Annotated in this window: 17 protein-coding genes; 9 read left to right on the top strand and 8 right to left on the bottom strand. The window is 52.0% G+C overall.

The window, feature by feature from the left end; translation table 11 throughout:
* Positions 1-126: 126 nt before the first annotated feature.
* Both PSE_RS09895 and PSE_RS09890 read right to left on the bottom strand, forming a co-directional pair.
* Positions 127-918: an SDR family NAD(P)-dependent oxidoreductase gene (locus PSE_RS09895; protein WP_014284713.1), complete on the bottom strand. Its 792-nt coding sequence runs from the start codon at positions 916-918 to the stop codon at positions 127-129.
* A gap of 2 nt (positions 919-920) precedes the next feature.
* Complete coding sequence (locus tag PSE_RS09890; protein ID WP_014284712.1) at positions 921-1,907, bottom strand: NADPH:quinone oxidoreductase family protein; 987 nt, start codon at positions 1,905-1,907, stop codon at positions 921-923.
* A gap of 233 nt (positions 1,908-2,140) precedes the next feature.
* Here PSE_RS09890 and PSE_RS09885 point away from each other — a divergent pair, with 233 nt between their 5' ends.
* Positions 2,141-4,534, top strand: coding sequence for a plasma-membrane proton-efflux P-type ATPase (locus tag PSE_RS09885; RefSeq protein ID WP_014284711.1), 2,394 nt, complete (start codon positions 2,141-2,143; stop codon positions 4,532-4,534).
* A 77-nt stretch (positions 4,535-4,611) separates the two neighbouring features.
* On the top strand, positions 4,612-5,658 hold the full coding sequence (locus PSE_RS09880; RefSeq protein ID WP_014284710.1) for an AraC family transcriptional regulator: 1,047 nt from the start codon (positions 4,612-4,614) through the stop codon (positions 5,656-5,658).
* Here PSE_RS09880 and PSE_RS09875 read toward each other — a convergent pair.
* The 3 genes from PSE_RS09875 to PSE_RS09865 all read right to left on the bottom strand — a co-directional run bounded on the left by PSE_RS09875 (position 5,655) and on the right by PSE_RS09865 (position 7,185).
* Positions 5,655-6,263, bottom strand: coding sequence for a hypothetical protein (locus PSE_RS09875; RefSeq protein ID WP_041768266.1), 609 nt, complete (start codon positions 6,261-6,263; stop codon positions 5,655-5,657). The genes PSE_RS09880 and PSE_RS09875 overlap by 4 nt on opposite strands.
* Before the next feature lie 111 nt (positions 6,264-6,374).
* Positions 6,375-6,788, bottom strand: coding sequence for a thioesterase family protein (locus tag PSE_RS09870; RefSeq protein WP_014284707.1), 414 nt, complete (start codon positions 6,786-6,788; stop codon positions 6,375-6,377).
* A gap of 31 nt (positions 6,789-6,819) precedes the next feature.
* Complete coding sequence (locus PSE_RS09865) at positions 6,820-7,185, bottom strand: STAS/SEC14 domain-containing protein (protein WP_014284706.1); 366 nt, start codon at positions 7,183-7,185, stop codon at positions 6,820-6,822.
* A gap of 250 nt (positions 7,186-7,435) precedes the next feature.
* Here PSE_RS09865 and PSE_RS09860 point away from each other — a divergent pair, with 250 nt between their 5' ends.
* The 7 genes from PSE_RS09860 (at position 7,436) to PSE_RS09830 (ending at position 12,449) form a co-directional block, all read left to right on the top strand.
* Positions 7,436-7,696: an SHOCT domain-containing protein gene (locus PSE_RS09860; protein WP_014284705.1), complete on the top strand. Its 261-nt coding sequence runs from the start codon at positions 7,436-7,438 to the stop codon at positions 7,694-7,696.
* Positions 7,697-8,345: 649 nt separating this feature from the next.
* A complete protein-coding gene (locus PSE_RS09855; protein WP_014284703.1) occupies positions 8,346-8,954 on the top strand; it encodes a sulfite oxidase heme-binding subunit YedZ in 609 nt (202 codons plus the stop codon).
* Between the two features lie 126 nt (positions 8,955-9,080).
* Positions 9,081-9,683 (top strand): peroxidase-related enzyme, encoded by a 603-nt coding sequence (locus tag PSE_RS09850; RefSeq protein ID WP_014284702.1) that lies wholly within the window; start codon positions 9,081-9,083, stop codon positions 9,681-9,683.
* Between the two features lie 130 nt (positions 9,684-9,813).
* A complete protein-coding gene (locus PSE_RS09845) occupies positions 9,814-10,140 on the top strand; it encodes a helix-turn-helix transcriptional regulator (RefSeq protein ID WP_014284701.1) in 327 nt (108 codons plus the stop codon).
* A gap of 45 nt (positions 10,141-10,185) precedes the next feature.
* The gene (gene arsB, locus PSE_RS09840; RefSeq protein WP_014284700.1) at positions 10,186-11,235 is read left to right on the top strand and encodes an ACR3 family arsenite efflux transporter; all 1,050 of its coding nucleotides are present in this window, start codon (positions 10,186-10,188) and stop codon (positions 11,233-11,235) included.
* Between the two features lie 106 nt (positions 11,236-11,341).
* Complete coding sequence (locus PSE_RS09835; RefSeq protein ID WP_014284699.1) at positions 11,342-11,857, top strand: NUDIX pyrophosphatase; 516 nt, start codon at positions 11,342-11,344, stop codon at positions 11,855-11,857.
* Between the two features lie 79 nt (positions 11,858-11,936).
* Positions 11,937-12,449: an NUDIX pyrophosphatase gene (locus tag PSE_RS09830; RefSeq protein ID WP_041768263.1), complete on the top strand. Its 513-nt coding sequence runs from the start codon at positions 11,937-11,939 to the stop codon at positions 12,447-12,449.
* On the opposite strand, the gene repC is transcribed toward PSE_RS09830, so the two are convergent.
* From repC to repA, 3 genes are all read right to left on the bottom strand, one after another.
* Positions 12,428-13,729, bottom strand: coding sequence for a plasmid replication protein RepC (gene repC, locus PSE_RS09825; RefSeq protein WP_014284697.1), 1,302 nt, complete (start codon positions 13,727-13,729; stop codon positions 12,428-12,430). The two genes, PSE_RS09830 and repC, sit on opposite strands and share 22 nt — an antisense overlap.
* Positions 13,730-13,982: 253 nt before the next feature.
* Complete coding sequence (gene repB, locus PSE_RS09820; RefSeq protein ID WP_014284696.1) at positions 13,983-15,056, bottom strand: plasmid partitioning protein RepB; 1,074 nt, start codon at positions 15,054-15,056, stop codon at positions 13,983-13,985.
* Entirely contained in the window at positions 15,053-16,273 is a 1,221-nt protein-coding gene (gene repA / locus PSE_RS09815; RefSeq protein WP_014284695.1) for a plasmid partitioning protein RepA, read from the bottom strand. Before repA ends, repB begins: the two co-directional genes overlap by 4 nt.
* Positions 16,274-16,564: the final 291 nt, after the last annotated feature.

The following is a 16,564-nucleotide window of genomic DNA, read 5'->3' as shown; positions in this document are numbered from 1 at the left end:
TTCTAAAGTAACTTCATAATCGCAGTTATCTGGTCCACCCCTTTGGATCAGCGAGAGCCAGTCCGCAACAGCATTGCCCGGTGTTGCAGACTGGCTCTCTCTTTTTTGGCTAACCAAATCAACTCTTCAGATCTTCATTCCAGGCATGTTGAGAGAGGATGTATTTCCCCCATCCACGGCCAATGCCTGCCCCGTAATGAAGCTGGCATCCTTACTGGCAAGAAATGCAATTGTCGCTGCAACTTCAGCAGGATCGCCGTGTCGACGCAGCTCTGCGCGAGAGCCGAGCTTGTCCTCTTTGCCCACACTGCGGGCGTGATCAAACACCGGTTTTGTCATGCCGGTTTCGATGAGACCGGGACAAACCGCATTCACACGCACCCCATGTTCACCAAAATCACAGGCCGATGTCATCGTGAAATTGATGAGCGCCGCTTTGGATGCGCTATAGGCATTTCCGCCTGCGCCAGCGCGAATCCCCGCAACCGACGCAGTATTCACAATTGAACCACGACCAGAAGCTTTGAGCTGTTCGCGGGTGTACTTGGTGAATAGCATCGCACCCAGTACATTCACCTCGTAAACCTTGAGCCAGTCGCCGAAGTCTTCATGGCTACCGCCCCAAGAACCTTCGCAGATAACGCCGGCATTGTTGCAAAGAATGCTGATGCCGCCAAAGGTGTTCTCAACGGCCTCCACGCAGGTTTCAACGGCCCCCTCATCAGCTACATCCACGACGTAAATGCGCGCCCGGCAGCCTTCAGGAAGCAGTGAGGCGGTTTCATCCAGCCCTTCCTCGTTACGGTCCACTAATGCAACAGCAGCACCTTCTTCGGCCAGCCGAATGGCGGTTGCACGCCCGATGCCGCTGCCTGCACCTGTGATCAGCGCTGTTTCTCCTGCAAATCTGGGTTGCATCGTCAAGTCCTCCCCGTTTCCAGAACAACTTTGCCAACCACGCGCCTTTCCATCAAGTCTCGAAGCGCCTGAGGCGCTTCTTCAAGCGAATAGCTCTTACTAACAGTTGGCTTGAGTTTGCCCTCCTGCAGCCATTTAAACAGCTCTGAGAAGTTATTCTGATCGTTCGATGGCTCTCTCATACGGAACGCGCCCCAGAACACTCCCATGACCGAGCACCCTTTGAGCAAAGGCAGGTTGGTCGGGATCGAAGGGATATCGCCAGCAGCAAAGCCTACAACCAGTGCGCGACCGTTCCAGGCTGTCGATCTCAGCGCCTGTTCAAAAAGATCACCACCAACCGGATCATAAACCACATCAACGCCTGCCTTGCCGACAATCTCTTTCAGGCGCTCCCTCAGATCCTGCGTGGAGTAGTTGATCAGCTCATCCGCCCCAGCTTTGCGCGCTGCTTCCAGCTTTTCAGCAGAACTGGCGGCTGCAATCACTTTGGCACCCATAATCTTGCCAATTTCAACCGCTGTCAGTCCAACACCACCGCCAGCACCAAGTACAAGCAGCGTCTCTCCCGGCTGCAACTGAGCCCGTTGCTTCAGAGCGTGCATAGATGTGCCGTATGTCATCGTAAAGCCAGCAGCGACTTGCGCTGACATGGTTTCCGGCCGCTTCATAACAGCAGATGCATCCACCACAACCTCTTCGGCATATCCGCCCTGCTGCAGCAGAAGCGCCATGACGGGGTCACCAGGCGCGAAGTCCGTCACACCTTCACCAACCACTTCAATTCTACCGGCGACCTCCCCGCCTGGCACGAATGGCATTGGTGGCTTGATTTGATACTTACCCGCAATAACCAGTGTATCCGGAAAGTTGACGCCAGCAGCTTCCACTACGATCCGCACTTGTCCTTTCTTTGGCTCTTTGCGTTCAACATCTTCAACACGCAACGCTTCCGGTGGACCGTATTCCGAACAGACAACAGCACGCATGATTTCCCTCCCAAATCAGAACATACTCATGAGTATGTTACGGAAACGCAGTGAGCGCAACCACAACGCTAGTGTAACTCCCCTCCCCTGCACTCAAGACGCACCAAATTTGAGCAAGCAGCTTCGTAATCAGGAAACCACGGTTTGCGGAAGCTCCCTGCTCTCTCATCATCCGTTTACACGCTCTGGCGAGAATAGGTCAGTTAAGCACGTGCAGAGCATGGAAAGACCTGATGGCTGAACAGGATAAGCCCAATCTTGCTGATGAGTTCAAACGCCTGGAAAGCTCACCTGAAGGGCTGACAGGTTCCACCGCATCCAACAGGCTGAAACTGTACGGCCCCAATGCGCTGGAAGAGAAGAAAACCAGCAAGCTGGTCCAACTGCTGCTGACGTTCTGGGGGCCAATCCCGTGGCTCATCGAAATCGCAGCGATCCTTTCCGCAATCATTGAGCACTGGGCCGATTTCACCATCATCCTGTTCATGCTGGTTCTGAACTCCGGCATCGAGTTCGTTCAAAGCAGCAAAGCCGCCGATGCACTGGCAGCGCTGAAATCATCCATGGCGTTGAAAGCACGCGTGAAGCGAGATGGGAAGTGGGCTGACATTCCCGCAACCGACATTGTGCCCGGCGACATCATCAATCTGGAAAACGGAGACATCATTCCCGCTGACTGCATTTTGGAGAGTGGGCCGTACCTTGCTGTCGATCAGGCTGCACTCACAGGCGAGTCTCTTCCAGTCGACAAACAAGTAGGGGATGTGGCTTATTCAGGATCCATCATCAAACAAGGCACAATGCAGGCGCTGGTGACAGCGACGGGTGGCAATACATTCTTCGGCAACACAGCCAAGCTCGTTCAGTCCGCTGGTAACATCTCGCACTTCCAGAAAAGTGTTCTTGGCATCGGCAAGTTCCTTATTCTCGGTACGGCTTTGCTTGCTGCGCTCATCATCGTCAAACAACTCTATCTTCAACAAAGCATTCTCGACATCATCGAGCTGGTGCTCGTGCTGGTCATCGCCTCAATCCCCGTCGCCATGCCAGCCGTACTTTCTGTCACCATGGCCCTTGGTGCACTCACTCTTTCCAAAAAGAAAGCCATCGTCTCTCATCTGCAGGCCATTGAAGAACTCGCAGGCGTGAATGTGCTGTGCTCAGACAAAACGGGGACACTCACCAAGAACGAACTCACTTTGGGCGAGCCGGTTCTGTTTGATGCTGCGAGTGAAAAAGAACTGGTGGTGATGGCTGCGCTGGCCTCCAGCACAATCGAGAAGGACGTGATCGACCACCTGATTGTCAGCAAGGCAGAGCGGGGCATTCTGGAACTCTACAAGCAGAACACCTTCACACCGTTTGATCCTGTCAGCAAGAGAACCGAGGCAGGCGTCTCAGGACCACGCGGGGCATTCAAAGTGATCAAAGGTGCTCCTCAAGTGGTGATCGATCTCTGTGCCAACGCACCTGAAGAAAAGGCTGCGGCCAGCAAAGCCGTGCATGAGTTCGCAGCGAAGGGACTACGCGCACTCGGTATCGCCAAAACCAACGAGCAACACGAGCTGCGACTGCTGGGCATTCTCTCACTCTACGATCCGCCACGCGATGACTCCAAAGCGGTGATTGAAGAAACCCAGAATGCGGGCATCACCGTGAAGATGGTGACAGGTGATGATGTTGCCATCGGCAGGGAGATTGCAGGACAGCTGGGTCTGGGCACATCACTGGAAAGCGCAAGCCAGGTCTTTTCCGAAAACAAGGACATGGACAATCTGCCGGCCAACATCCGCGAGGAGATCGTCAACGCAGACGGCTTTGCCCGTGTCTTCCCGGAACACAAATACGGCATCGTAAAAGCGCTCCAGCAATCCGGCGACTACGTTGCCATGACAGGAGACGGCGTAAACGATGCTCCCGCTTTAAAGCAGGCCGACGTGGGCATAGCTGTTTCAGGCGCAACAGATGCTGCCCGTTCCGCAGCTGATCTGATCCTCACGCTGCCGGGTCTTTCCATCATTACAGACGCGGTGATCGAAGCACGCAAGATCTTCGCGCGCATGATCAGCTACGTGGACTACCGCGTGGCGATGACTATCAACCTGATGGTGTTCGTTTCCGCCAGCGTGCTGTTGCTGGAAGAGGTGCCTTTGACAGCCATCATGATTGTTATGCTGGCACTCCTCGATGACATTCCGATCATCACCATTGCCTACGACAACACCGAGGCCGCACCTGCACCGATGGAATGGCAACTCGGAAACATGTTGCGTACGGCAACTGTGCTCGGACTCATATCCGTTGTCGAGAATTTTATCCTCATGATGGCCGCGCGGCATTGGCTGGATGTACCAGCTGCAGAATTGCAGAGCGTCATGTTCCTGCAGCTGGTTGTGGCAGGACATTTGCTCCTGTTCGTCTGCAGGCATGATCACTGGTTCTGGCAAGCACCACGCCCATCCGCTAAATTGCTCATGGCAATTATCACGACACAGTTGCTCGCAGTTGTCATCTGTCGATCTGGCTTTCTCGTTCCCGCAATCAGTTGGGAGTTGATCGGCATTGTCTGGGCTCAGGCGATCCTCTGGATGTTCGTTCTGAACGTTGCCCGAAAGCTCTGCCGCTAAAAGATGTAAGGGGTACTCTTTCGCTCCTCCAGCAGACAGATTAGATATAGAGCATTGTCAGCAACCGGAGTTGGCGCGTGCCGAGCTTACCCCTTCCCTTTTTCACCGCACTGTTTCTGTGTTTCATCCTGCTTCGCCTTGTTGCCGGGTATGGACGCAAACTGCCACCAATGCTTCTGGTGACGATCTGCCTCTATGCTCTGCAATCCGTTCTTCTTGGCATCAAGTGGGGCATGGGTGGATTGCCATCATGGTCAACCGCTGGATTGGCACTTCTGCTTCCCCCAACGACCTGGCTTTCCTTTCTGCAACTCACCAACCGGTTTTCTAGAAAGGCCATTGGCTGGACAGCAGGTGCAACAGCGGCTTCTTTTGGCGTTCTTGTAGTAGCGCCTAACTTCAACATTCCCAGTCTGATCGACTTAACCAGTGTTGCCGTCTATCTCGGATATGGTGCGCTCTTCTTCAGGTCAGCAACCGTGAAGCAATGGGAGTGGACCAGCCATCTGCCGCTCGACCAGATGTTCCCGGCACGCCAAGCCCAGCTCATCGCCGGCGCAGTGTTCTCAACCTCAGCTCTTGTCGATCTGGCTGTCGCCTCTGATTTCGCCCTGAACCGAGGCAGCCATGCTGCGACCATTGTGGGTACCGCGAACCTAGTGATGCTGGTTGCGCTGATCACACTTGTGGTTCTGATGAGCCGGAAGCCATCCGTCGCGCAGCAACCCGTAGTGCAGATTGAAGCGGAGAAGGTCTCGGCCACACCGGAGCAAGTTGAGCTGGTGGACGCGCTAGACCAACTGATGCGGAGTGAAAATCTCTATCGTGATGAGAACCTGTCTCTCGACAAGCTGGCTCGGAAACTGCGTGTCCCAGCCCGGCAGATTTCGACAGCTGTCAACACAGTGCGGGAGATCAACCTGCCTCAATATACCAACGGGTTTCGTGTGGCGGAGGCCTGTCTTCTTCTGGAGACGACAGACACTCCGATCACCGCAATCATTTATGAAGTTGGCTTCACCACCAAGTCCAACTTCAATCGCGAATTCCAACGTGTGACGGGAAAGAGCCCAAGCACCTGGCGGAAAGAGAGCAGGACTTCTGGTGTCACTGAGCCAGCCTAAAAGATCTCTCGCAAGATATCTGTGGCGTGCCTCCAACCACGCATGACACCTACGTTGGAGATCAGCTTTTCGACATTGATGCGGATGTTCTCTTTAGGAACATCCGCCGGGAATTTGAGATAGACAGCTGCCATCTCACCATCTAGATTGAAGCTGGAAACATCTCCCTTGAAGTAGATTACAGACTTATCGGCAGAGACTGAAAACTCTCCAAACCGACCCACAAAGTCACCCGCCAACTTATCCATTTCAACGCTGACATCCATAGGTCTCGGCAGTCTCAAAACTGCTGAGGGGTCACACCAACCGAGGAGCCAGGAGCCTCTTCGTTTGAAGTGAATGTCCAAGCTACCATCTTCTTGATGGGTCGCTTCAGCCGTCAGATCACATCCACGGGCATCGCTGGTTTCGAGTTGGATCTGCCCCTCTGAACTGCTTGCTCCGTTAATCCGAAGTCCCAAATTGCTACCTGTAATTCTGACTTTTTCTACCTGCTGAGACGAGAGCGTCTGAGTGCTTTCGCTTCCCGTTGAGACCGTCGCGTATGCCGCGACTGCTATCACTGCGATCGCTATAAGTATCTTTGTGCCGTTGCTGGTTGCCATCTGCAAACTCCTTGATTTCCTGCTGAAACCATGGAAGTTCGGAAGATAGGTCGCGACCTAGATCTTGAAATAGGACCTAAAACACGTCCTGAAACACCATCAAGGACCTACTCATTCCTTGATGAGCAGAGGCGCAGCAGTCTCTTTGATGGTTGGAGGAAATGGGCAGGCGTGACGAGCCTCCCGATCCAAATGAGCGCAAATCAGCTCCGTCGTTGCAAGTAGTTTTTGCGTTTCCGCGTTATACATTTCATGCAGGATATAGAGCGTCTTCTCATGAATATCCGTCAGCCCGGACCTGCAAAAAAGGAGATCTCCAGCCAAAGCTTCCGCGTGGTATTTCGTGGTTTGCTGTACCGCTGCCATGCCCCGATTATGCTCTCTGAAGTATGCTGAAGTTAGCCCGACAAGAGAGAACAGATGCCAGTTGGCTTCGTCAAATTTCTCCGTGTACCACTGCACATTCATGTGCCCCATGTGGTCCAACTGATAGGGATAGACGACGCCTCGATAGGTCTCGATCATGGTAATTTCCAGTGGTGACGGAGCAGAAAAATCACTCCTTCACCCACTCCCAAGCCTTGTCCAGATTTGCCATATCGAAGTGCTTTTCGCCTATGCCAAGCATCGCTGCGAAGGGACTATCCATCGCCACAAGCCACTCCCAGATCTTTCGATCAGAGACAATTGCAATCCGGTGAAAGCTCTTTGCATGGGTCATCGCCCACTTCAAATCTTCGTATCCAGCCTCGATACCCCAGTGAGCTTTTTCATTCAAAATCACCAGAACGCTGACCTTGGCATGCTTGTCCAGCACCTCTTCTACCTGAGAAATCAGGTTCAATTCTTCGGTGATATCGACCTTTCCATCGACCTCAAACCCGAGCACATTCTCAGAACTTTCAGGAAGTTTTGTGATCATTCTGGCACCTCTTTCGTTGGCCGGAATAGTACTCGAACTCCACCTTCTATCCTGTTTCAGAGGCCTCGTAGTTTCGAGATAATTTGGAAATCACCTGCCAACTGAAAAGTTGACAGCTGTCCACTTTTATAAAAGTGTAACGGTTTCACCACGTCTGTCAGGTCTGAGACAGTTGATTACAATTGAAATTTGAAACCGAAAGCTGCACTCCCCATTGTAGTGATGCCTAATATACACCAAGGAGATCACTATGTTTCATCAGGCTGGAATGCACGGATTCCACTTCTTCCCGTTCCCAATCGTACTCATACTATTGCTCATAACCGGCTTTCTGATCGCACGTTCCTATGGCTACTTTGGCTGTTCAAGCCCAGCAAAAACGACCGAACCTGAGCAACCAAAATCGTCAAATTCCGAAGCACTGGACATCCTAAGTAGACGTTTCGCGAAGGGTGAAATTGATGAAGAAGAGTACCAAAAGCGGTCTCAGGTCCTTCGTCTAAACCTGTAGATTGATGGTTCATCGGCGCTCAGAGCTGCTAAATCAGAGCGCCGTTCTCTCTGTTTTGCATCATGTTGTCAGCTGACAACTCATGGTCAGGGTGTCTCAGAAAGATGGAACAGCCACTGTAAGAACCATTGTTGGCTGCAACAGATGAGGCCTTTCTCGATCTCATTCCGTCTTCAGGCTTCTTGCCCAACAGTCATTCAGAAGCTGCTTGTCTGCAGGTTCCGCACTATCACCTTCCCCAAGACAGCAAAGCACGCTCCCTAGGCGGTGGTATTTGCAACAATGTTTGCATCAGGATCGCCACAACTCTTGTTAAAGTGTAATCACTCAGAACTGCCAAAATGGAACCAATATTGTACGGAGTTGTGCTTCCATCTATCAGCGCATAGAAAACCAACGTTGTTTCAGAGGGTTGAACTGTCACTCGATGATTACCGCAGTCGCAGTTTAATATCACTTACCGGGCTCGACGACATTTCGTTACATCTGATTCCTTGCTGAAAATGTTGGACTGGGCCAGTGTTTGAACAAGGTTGAAAGCGGACACCGCAGTCGCAATCGACCGCACACTGCTGATCTCCCACGTAACCCCAACACCGCGAAATCAGCAGTGTGCACCACCACTTACTGCAAAACCACTCGGGCTATCATGTCTTACCTTCGCGCACTTTGGAACTCGCCGTATACATTCTGGTTTATTCTAGCTCTGCCAGGACTTCCCATCATTGGCGGGCTACTTCGTGAAGGCGAAAAACTGGAGCACCTGCTCCATCCTTCCGGAGAATTTGCAGCGCGTTTTCTCATACTCAGCTTGATGATCACCCCACTGATGTTCCTGACAAATGGGCAACGTTGGGTGCGTTGGCTGCTGGCACGGCGTCGTTACATTGGTGTTGCCGCTGGCTGTTACGCCGCGCTTCACCTTGCCATCTATCTTCTCGACAAAGGTTCACTTGGCCCCATCCTTGAAGATCTCGTCAAAATCGGCATCTGGACGGGCTGGCTTGCCTCACTAATATTCATTCCTTTGACGATCACGAGCAATGACTGGTCCATCTCCAAATTCGGCAGAAGTTGGAAGAGCCTTCAAAAACTAGCTTATCCAGCCGCGGCGTTAGTGCTGGCTCACTGGATCCTGTTGGACTTTAAAATCGGCCCGGCTCTGGTCCATTTCACGCCACTCATTTTGCTGCAGGCTTATAGATACGTGCACGTCACCAATAAGAGAAAAGAGAGAAAACTCACCGCCCACGCTTAATCCCAAGCAAGCACCAAACTCACCCACCTTCTTGCCTCAGAAGGTGGGTTTTCTTTGCTCTCCTTTTGTAGTGAGGACAGCCTCTCCTTTCAGAGGTAATCTAACGCAATGGAGGAGGGACCATTTATGACAGAAACAGATTTTCCAAAGATTGAGAGCGCAAGCCTTAAGCATCCAACAGCACTAAACCTTTCATTACCAGACCCACTACCCGATGACATTCAAGAGCTTTTCGGGAAATGCCAAAGCAAGCTCGGGCTAATTCCAAACGTATTGATCGCCTTTGCACACCGACCAGACAAACTCCGTGCTTTTTCTCAGATGTACAATCAGCTGATGCTTGGGGAGTCCGGCGTCTCCAAACTAGAGAGGGAGATGATTGCGGTGACCGTGTCTTCCATCAACTCCTGTTGGTACTGTCAAGTTGCTCATGGAGCTGCTGTTCGTGAGTACTCCAACAAACCTGAACTGGGGGAAGCGATGGTGATGAACTATCGCTATGCCGATCTTACCGAGAAGCAACGGATCATGCTCGACTTCGCAACCAAGGTGGCAAAGTCCTCCTCAGAGATAGGGGAGGGGGATCGCCAGCAACTTCGCGATGCAGGTTTCAGCGACGAAGACATCTGGGACATTTGTGAGGTCGCGGCATTCTTCTCCATGTCCAATCGCATGGCCTCTGCAACGGGTATGCAACCAAATCCTGAATATCACTCAACTGCCCGTTAAGGCGAGTAGGGGAGGGGCTCCATAGCTGTCAACTTGGCGCAGAAAAAGTTGACAGCTGTCAACACAGAAACCTCTTGCCAAGCATCCAATGCGAGAGTATATCGTTTATCGACGATATACGGAATCAACGATGACAGATACCACCTGTGTAACCGAATTTGCACCTACTTCTCTGAATGAAGAGGAAGAAGAAAAACTAGCCTTGCAAGCGAAAGCGCTAGCACACCCGGCGCGCGTTCGCCTTCTCAAGATCATGGCAGCTCAACCAGGTTGCGTCGGTGGTGATCTCGTCAACTCTATCGGACTCGCACAATCGACCGTGTCCGAACATCTTCGAATTCTTAAGGATGCAGGCTTCATACTGGCAGAGGTCCAGCGTCCGCGCGTTTGCTACTCAGTCAACCGAGCCGAACTGAAAAGCTTCAACTACCTTTTTGAGAGCAACTTTAAGATCTAAAATTTGCCAGAGTACATCGTCTATCGACGATAGACAGGAGAAATTATGGGTACTTTCGAACGCTACCTCTCAGTCTGGGTAGGTCTTGCGATGGCACTGGGAGTAGGGGCGGGGCTCATTCAACCGGGTCTGTTTCAGACGATCGGGGATCTACAGGTAGGTGGCATCAACCTTGTCATCGCCATTCTCATCTGGTTGATGATCTACCCAATGATGGTACAGGTCGAATTCACTGAAGTTCGCAATTGCTTCGTGAAACCAAAAGGCCTGATCGTAACGCTTGCCATGAACTGGCTGGTCAAGCCGTTTACTATGGCAGCACTGTCCGTGCTGTTCATGCGTCATCTGTTTGCACCGTTCATCCCAGCTGAACTTGCTGATCAGTACATCGCCGGTATGATCTTGCTTGGCGTCGCACCGTGTACCGCTATGGTGTTTGTCTGGTCTTATCTTACAAAGGGTAATGCAAGTTACACCGTTGCGCAGGTCGCGACCAATGACTTGATCATGATCTTCGCATTTGCACCGATCGCGGCGTTCTTGCTGGATGTGTCAAACATCATCGTACCGTGGGATGTTCTGCTCGTTTCAACCGCACTCTTTGTTGCGCTACCATTGGGGGCAGGGTGGTTGACCCGCATCGCGCTTAAAGACAAAGAGCACCTTTCTTCTTTCAGCGCTGGCATGAAACCATTCTCTATCGCAGGTCTGGTTGGAACCGTGTTCATTCTGTTCGGCCTTCAGGCCAACAACATCATCGCGTCTCCAGCAGACATCGTGTTGATTGCGATCCCACTGTTGATCCAGACCGTGCTGATTTTCTACGTGACTTACTTCTGGATGAGGAAATGGCGTCAGCCGCATAATGTTGCAGCACCGGGTGCAATGATCGGCGCTTCCAACTTCTTTGAGTTGGCGGTCGCTGTAGCAATCAGCCTGTTCGGTGTCACATCAGGTGCAGCCCTGGCAACGATTGTTGGTGTACTGGTTGAAGTTCCGGTGATGCTGGCTCTGGTTTCCTACGCCAATCGAACTCGCGGGCAGTTCTTCAATGAAGGACAGAACTCTACGACAACCGCACATTCAAACACGTAAGTTTAAAGGGCAGGGGGGTGATCTCCTGCCTTTTGCCTCTCTTGGAATCTGAATTTTCTCTGAGTATGCTCATTATCTATTGGATCAATTATTTTATGAGCTACTTATGCATCCCAACAATATTCCCGTCCTCACCAACGGTGTCTCCGTTTTTCTTCTCGATTTAGATGAAAAAAATCCGCAGGTCCTGCTTATGCGCCGGGCCGATACGCTGCTTGGTGCGTGGTGTCAGGTCGCTGGTAAAATCGAGCCGAATGAAAGCGGTTGGGAAGCCGCACTGCGGGAAGTGAAAGAGGAGACTGGCGTGCTCCTTGATGAGCTCTGGTCTGCAGATCTCTGCGAGGAATTCTATGTTCCGGAAAAGAACATCATCCAGAAACTTCCCGTGTTCGTTTCCTTCATTTCCAGCGAAACGCCAATCACCATCAATGAAGAGCACGATGCCTATCAGTGGTTTTCATTCGACGATGCTATGGAGCTGTTCAGCTTTCCCGGTCAGCGCCGCATTCTTGAATATCTACACGCAGAGTTCATAGCGCGAAAAGCTAGCCCTCATCTTCGGATCGACTTATCTGGACGACGGGATACAGAAGCGAACGGTATTGAAGAAACAGCAGATTGAATAGAGCCAGGATTACCGCTCTTGGCATTATTAGGATCCAAAGTTACTCTGGCTTTTTGAATGTTTTCGAAGAACCATTATGTCAAAAGTTCCTATCTTCTGTAATGCCGCGGCTGTGTTCCTGATTGACAAGATTATTGAAGAACCTCAGGTTCTGCTATTGCGCCGCACCAAACCACCTGTTCATACCTGGAGCCCGATTTCTGGAGGCATTGAAAGAGATGAAACAGCCTGGCAAGCCATGATCCGCGAAGCACAAGAAGAGACCGGCATAATTCTCGAGGACCTCTGGTCTGCTGATGCAGATATCCGCTTTTACGTTCCTGAACAGAACAGGTTCTCCATTCTTCCAGTCTTTGTCTCACATGTCTCGCGTAATACCCCTGTCACTCTCAACGAAGAACACGATGCATTCCAGTGGTTCTCGTTTCCCGAGGCAAAAGCACTTGTTAGTTTTCCGGGCCAGCGCCAAATGTTGGATCTGATCGAAGACGAGTTCATCAACCGCACCCCAACGCCCCACCTGCGGATCAATCTGTCGACGCCGCAGGAAACAAAAGCTCCCGATCTTTACGCGAGAGCCAGCCCGTAAAGTGATTTGTGCAGGGCGAGTTTACCGTCTTTTGCCCGGTCAACACAGGCGCGGAAGTAACCAGCTGGTCTGGAGATGCCTTCCGGATCGCGCAGGGTCTTTTCAACGGTGACCACCAAAACAGCGGCGGCCATTTTCTCGCCCAGTGTCAGGATCGCCTGTTTCCAGCCATCCTCCGACAAACCGATGGCCAATCGCAACTGTTCGGCGCTTTGCAGCAAGTCGAACCAACTGGAGAAGGGCATACCCAGAATTTCCTGGGTTTGTGCCGTTGCACTGTCGATCAAACCAATGGAAATAGCCGATAAATGCTCACTTAAACCGTTATCCATCTGGGTTTCTTGCTGAGATTGCAGTTGAGCTGTACCGCTGGATTTGGCAGAGAATTTGCTTGATTGGTCTTTTTCAAGAGCAATATTCTGAGCTTCGTTAGAAGCGAAGTTAGTGTTTGAGTAGCCATCGTAAGATGGCTGCCGTTGTTTACTATTTATGAGAGTTAGAGGGGTTGTAATATTATAAGGGGTGACAACAATGTCATGGTCGCCTGACATTTCAGTAGTTTCATCTGAATTATCAGCTGTTTGAGTCTCCCCTACTTGTGCCGCAGCCAGATCACCAATCACAACTTCATAGAGCTCAGAAATCTTTTCCGCGCGCTCCACAACCATCATTGGCGTGTCCATGAGTACTGTCAGTTCCTGAAAATAGATCTCACAATCCACTCCATCGCTCTGACCAGTACGGCAAGCATCAACAATTGCACGGGACAACCGGTTCACGGTCCGCTTCGCTTCTTGCTCAGCACGCAGTCTTGCCTGGAAGGCGTCTCCAATCTGCTTGATTTCCGCAACGCGCTGGCGTGCCGGTGAAAAGTCAAAACCATACCCGCGATCGATCTCGCCACTTGCATCATTGCGGTAGATGAAGCGTCGGCCCGTGGAACTGTCACGATAGGCAAGGATACCCGCTTCAACCAACCGCTTGAGCGCGCGGATCACAGTACGGGTCGAACGGCACACATACTCTGCCAGCTTTTCGTTAGAGATTGCCACCAGCGGCCGGCGGTCCTGTTTCCAGTCATCAGCTCGTGTCAGACCGATCAGGATATCCAGAATATGATAGGCAGTTCCGTCAATCCCCATGGCTGGGGCTGCCTTTTTAAGAGTGATTGCCACCTCGGCCTTTGTTGTTTTGACGATGTCATTCGCCATAGCCAGTCGCTGGCTTTCCAACATGCCGGGTGTCATTTTGCGGAAGGACGCAACACCGGTGCTTTGCATAGCAAACCCATTCACCGAGGGAAAACCCAAGGTGTTATCCAAGTAAGATTGGGGATTGAGCGCCCGAAAAAGCAAAAATGCGCCACAAAGGGTTTCAAGAAAGCATTGCTTACTTGATTCGCAGGGTGCGTTCGTCGTAGGATGATCGTGCTAAAGATGGTCCACGACGAGTATTATTACTCTCTTGGGCGACGATTTTGGGGCCTTGCTGATTGCCGTCAGCAGGGCCTTTCGTCATTCAGGGGCTACACCATCAGGCATCCTCCCCCTTCGTCTCTTCATACTTGGCAATCAACCCCGGCAGTTCCTTCAGCAAAAACGAGCTGAAATCGCTCTGCGTTTTGCTATCAACGGAAAACACGGTTGCTTTGCCTGTGTGCTTGACCAGCACATGCTTGTTTCCAAGCCATTCAGAACTATTTGCTTTGCGCGTATGCGCTGCGACCGGGATTTCCCCCGCAGACTGAGCAGAGCTTGCTTCTGTCTCAGCAGGTGTTTCCTGCAATAACTGCAGCACTTCGCTGAAGCGTTCATCACTGTGCAGCTCAGTGAAGGAATCCAGAGCAAACAGTGAGGTCACTGCCTTCTCGTGGTTTGATGCCAGTCTTCCATCTTCAAAGAAGCTGGCCATCTCCTCCCACCTAGGGCGGCCGATCTTCGGAGCAGGACCGATCACGCGCAAAAACTCCTCAGGCATGGTTGCCGCCAGCTTGCGAAGTTTGGAAACGAGTGACTTGTCTTTGCCGATCGCTTTCACAATCAGCGTCTGCGGATAATCCTGGGCCAGACGATAAACGAAGAGACAGGTTTCAATGAAACTCAGGTCTTTACGCTCATGGTTTTCCTGACCCTGAGCAACCAGCAGCTCTTCATCGGAAAGCTCTTTGATCACACCGCGGACAGGTTTGCCCAACGCGCGACAGGCCTTCCAACGACGGTGGCCGTAAGCGATCTGATAGACACCGCTTTCACCAGGGGCAGGGCGCACCAGAATAGGCACCTGCTGTCCGGTTTCAGCAATGGATTCTTTAAGCGCTTCAAAGGCAGGGTCAAACGCAACTTCCATGCGGTCTGCCACAAAAGAAGGCTGAACCTGTTCCGGATCCAGCTCAACCACGTTCACAGAAGACGCCATTTGTGTGTTCAGCGTTTTCAGCTCTTCACGCAGCCTGTCGCGTTCGTCCTTGATCAGATTGATCTCGGCAGCGCCAATAGCTCCGGAAGACAAGCGCGGGCGCGGGGCTGTTGCATCTGCAACCATGCCTGCCATGCCGCCGCCTGAAAACAGCGTATCGAGTGCGTTTTTCCGGTCCTTAGCTTTGTTCATAGTGGTCGTCCCCAAGAGCCACGGAGGAGATCTTCAATTTCCCGGTTCACGGAATCCATGGATTCAAGCGCACGCTTCAGCGTTTCGCGGCCAATGGCTCCCGGCTCCAGCTCATAAAGCGATTTCTTTTCAAGGCCCGCATTGGCAACCGCAGTGGATTCCAACGCCGGCGCAGTCAGCACATCCTCACCAAACAAGGCGCGGAGCAAGCCAACAACGCGGGTTTGCGGGCTGTCGTTTGGATTGTGGCGCGTCACGAGGAACCGCATCCAATCCAGGTTCATTTCGCCGCCATTGTTCTCAATCACTGCCATCAGATCAGAGCTCATGCCAAGGAACTGGTTACAGCTCGCAAGATCCAGCATCTGCGGGTGCAGCGTGATGAGCAATCCGGTGGATGCAAACAGAGCCCCCAGAGTGAGGAAGCCAAGCTGTGGCGGACAGTCGATTACTACAACATCATAGCGATCATCAACTTCAGCTAGGACATTGCGAATACGGCGGAAAAAGATGTTCTCGCCTGTAGAGGCACCGGATGCGATCGCTGTTGGCACAATGTGCTCAAACTCAGCCAGCTCAAGGTTGGCCGGGATAAGATCCAGATTGTCAAAATAGGTTGGGCGCACCACTTCGTTCAACGAACGGCGACCTTCATCATAACGCAGGGCGCCAAACAAGGTGCAGTTCGGCTCAACGTCAAACTCTGGCTGCACACCAAACATGGCAGAAAGAGAGGCCTGCGGATCAAGGTCAATCGCGAGCACGCGATAGCCGCGCAAGGCCAGATAATGCGCCAAGTGGGTGCTGGTGGTGGTTTTTGCTGAGCCGCCTTTAAAGTTGGCGCAGGAAATCACCTGCAGCTTCTCGCCTTCACGGCGGTGCGGCAGGATATTGACCGCTTCATCGCCTTTTTTGCGCGCAGCCAGCACTTCGCGGATCGCGTTGATTTGCTCCAGCGTATAACTGCGACGGCCATTGGCGAGGCGGGTCGGGGTAGGGCCTTCTCCATCCAGATCCAACTGGCGGATTGTGCTTTCAGAAACCCCGATAAGACGTGCAACGTCGACGGAAGAAAAGGCGCGCAGAGCTTTGTGTGCTTCAGGCGGATAAAGTTCTTGCCTTAAGCGGTGCAGCTGGCCAGAAAGGAGCTGAGAATAACGGGAGATCTTCTCAGACGGAGTTTCCTCGCGCAAAAGAGTGTTGTTGCCGTATTCCACTTCGTTTAGCCCTCAAACGGTTCTAGTCATCTACAAACGGAAAGTGCGCCCATATGGCCCGTGTTTGCGTCGAAAGGGTAACTGACCTGTAGTTCAGTTCAATCCCTTTTTGGTTAACTCCCGTTAACTCCTGTGACCATTCACCGGATTACCGATAATTTCATCAGTAATTTCAATAGGATGGACTTATGCAGAGGCGTCAAAACGATGCGTGCATAAAATCGACGAAACAACCATTCTATTTCTGAAGAAACATATTCGCCCCTCAGATCACTCCGACTCACACTCCCT

This window comes from Pseudovibrio sp. FO-BEG1 (assembly GCF_000236645.1).
GTDB lineage: Bacteria > Pseudomonadota > Alphaproteobacteria > Rhizobiales > Stappiaceae > Pseudovibrio.
Note: the sequence above shows the minus strand (reverse complement) of the source record. Positions and strands in the feature narration are given on the sequence as shown.

Coding starts and splice junctions, on each gene's coding strand:
- PSE_RS09895 (WP_014284713.1), bottom strand. CDS start 918: ATGCAACCCAGATTTGCAGGAGAAACAGCGCTGATCACAGGTGCAGGC.
- PSE_RS09865 (WP_014284706.1), bottom strand. CDS start 7,185: ATGATCACAAAACTTCCTGAAAGTTCTGAGAATGTGCTCGGGTTTGAG.
- PSE_RS09845 (WP_014284701.1), top strand. CDS start 9,814: ATGACAGATACCACCTGTGTAACCGAATTTGCACCTACTTCTCTGAAT.
- PSE_RS09855 (WP_014284703.1), top strand. CDS start 8,346: ATGTCTTACCTTCGCGCACTTTGGAACTCGCCGTATACATTCTGGTTT.
- PSE_RS09885 (WP_014284711.1), top strand. CDS start 2,141: ATGGCTGAACAGGATAAGCCCAATCTTGCTGATGAGTTCAAACGCCTG.
- PSE_RS09850 (WP_014284702.1), top strand. CDS start 9,081: ATGACAGAAACAGATTTTCCAAAGATTGAGAGCGCAAGCCTTAAGCAT.
- repB (WP_014284696.1), bottom strand. CDS start 15,056: ATGAACAAAGCTAAGGACCGGAAAAACGCACTCGATACGCTGTTTTCA.
- PSE_RS09860 (WP_014284705.1), top strand. CDS start 7,436: ATGTTTCATCAGGCTGGAATGCACGGATTCCACTTCTTCCCGTTCCCA.
- PSE_RS09870 (WP_014284707.1), bottom strand. CDS start 6,788: ATGATCGAGACCTATCGAGGCGTCGTCTATCCCTATCAGTTGGACCAC.
- repC (WP_014284697.1), bottom strand. CDS start 13,729: ATGCAAAGCACCGGTGTTGCGTCCTTCCGCAAAATGACACCCGGCATG.
- PSE_RS09875 (WP_041768266.1), bottom strand. CDS start 6,263: ATGGCAACCAGCAACGGCACAAAGATACTTATAGCGATCGCAGTGATA.
- PSE_RS09835 (WP_014284699.1), top strand. CDS start 11,342: ATGCATCCCAACAATATTCCCGTCCTCACCAACGGTGTCTCCGTTTTT.
- PSE_RS09890 (WP_014284712.1), bottom strand. CDS start 1,907: ATGCGTGCTGTTGTCTGTTCGGAATACGGTCCACCGGAAGCGTTGCGT.
- PSE_RS09830 (WP_041768263.1), top strand. CDS start 11,937: ATGTCAAAAGTTCCTATCTTCTGTAATGCCGCGGCTGTGTTCCTGATT.
- arsB (WP_014284700.1), top strand. CDS start 10,186: ATGGGTACTTTCGAACGCTACCTCTCAGTCTGGGTAGGTCTTGCGATG.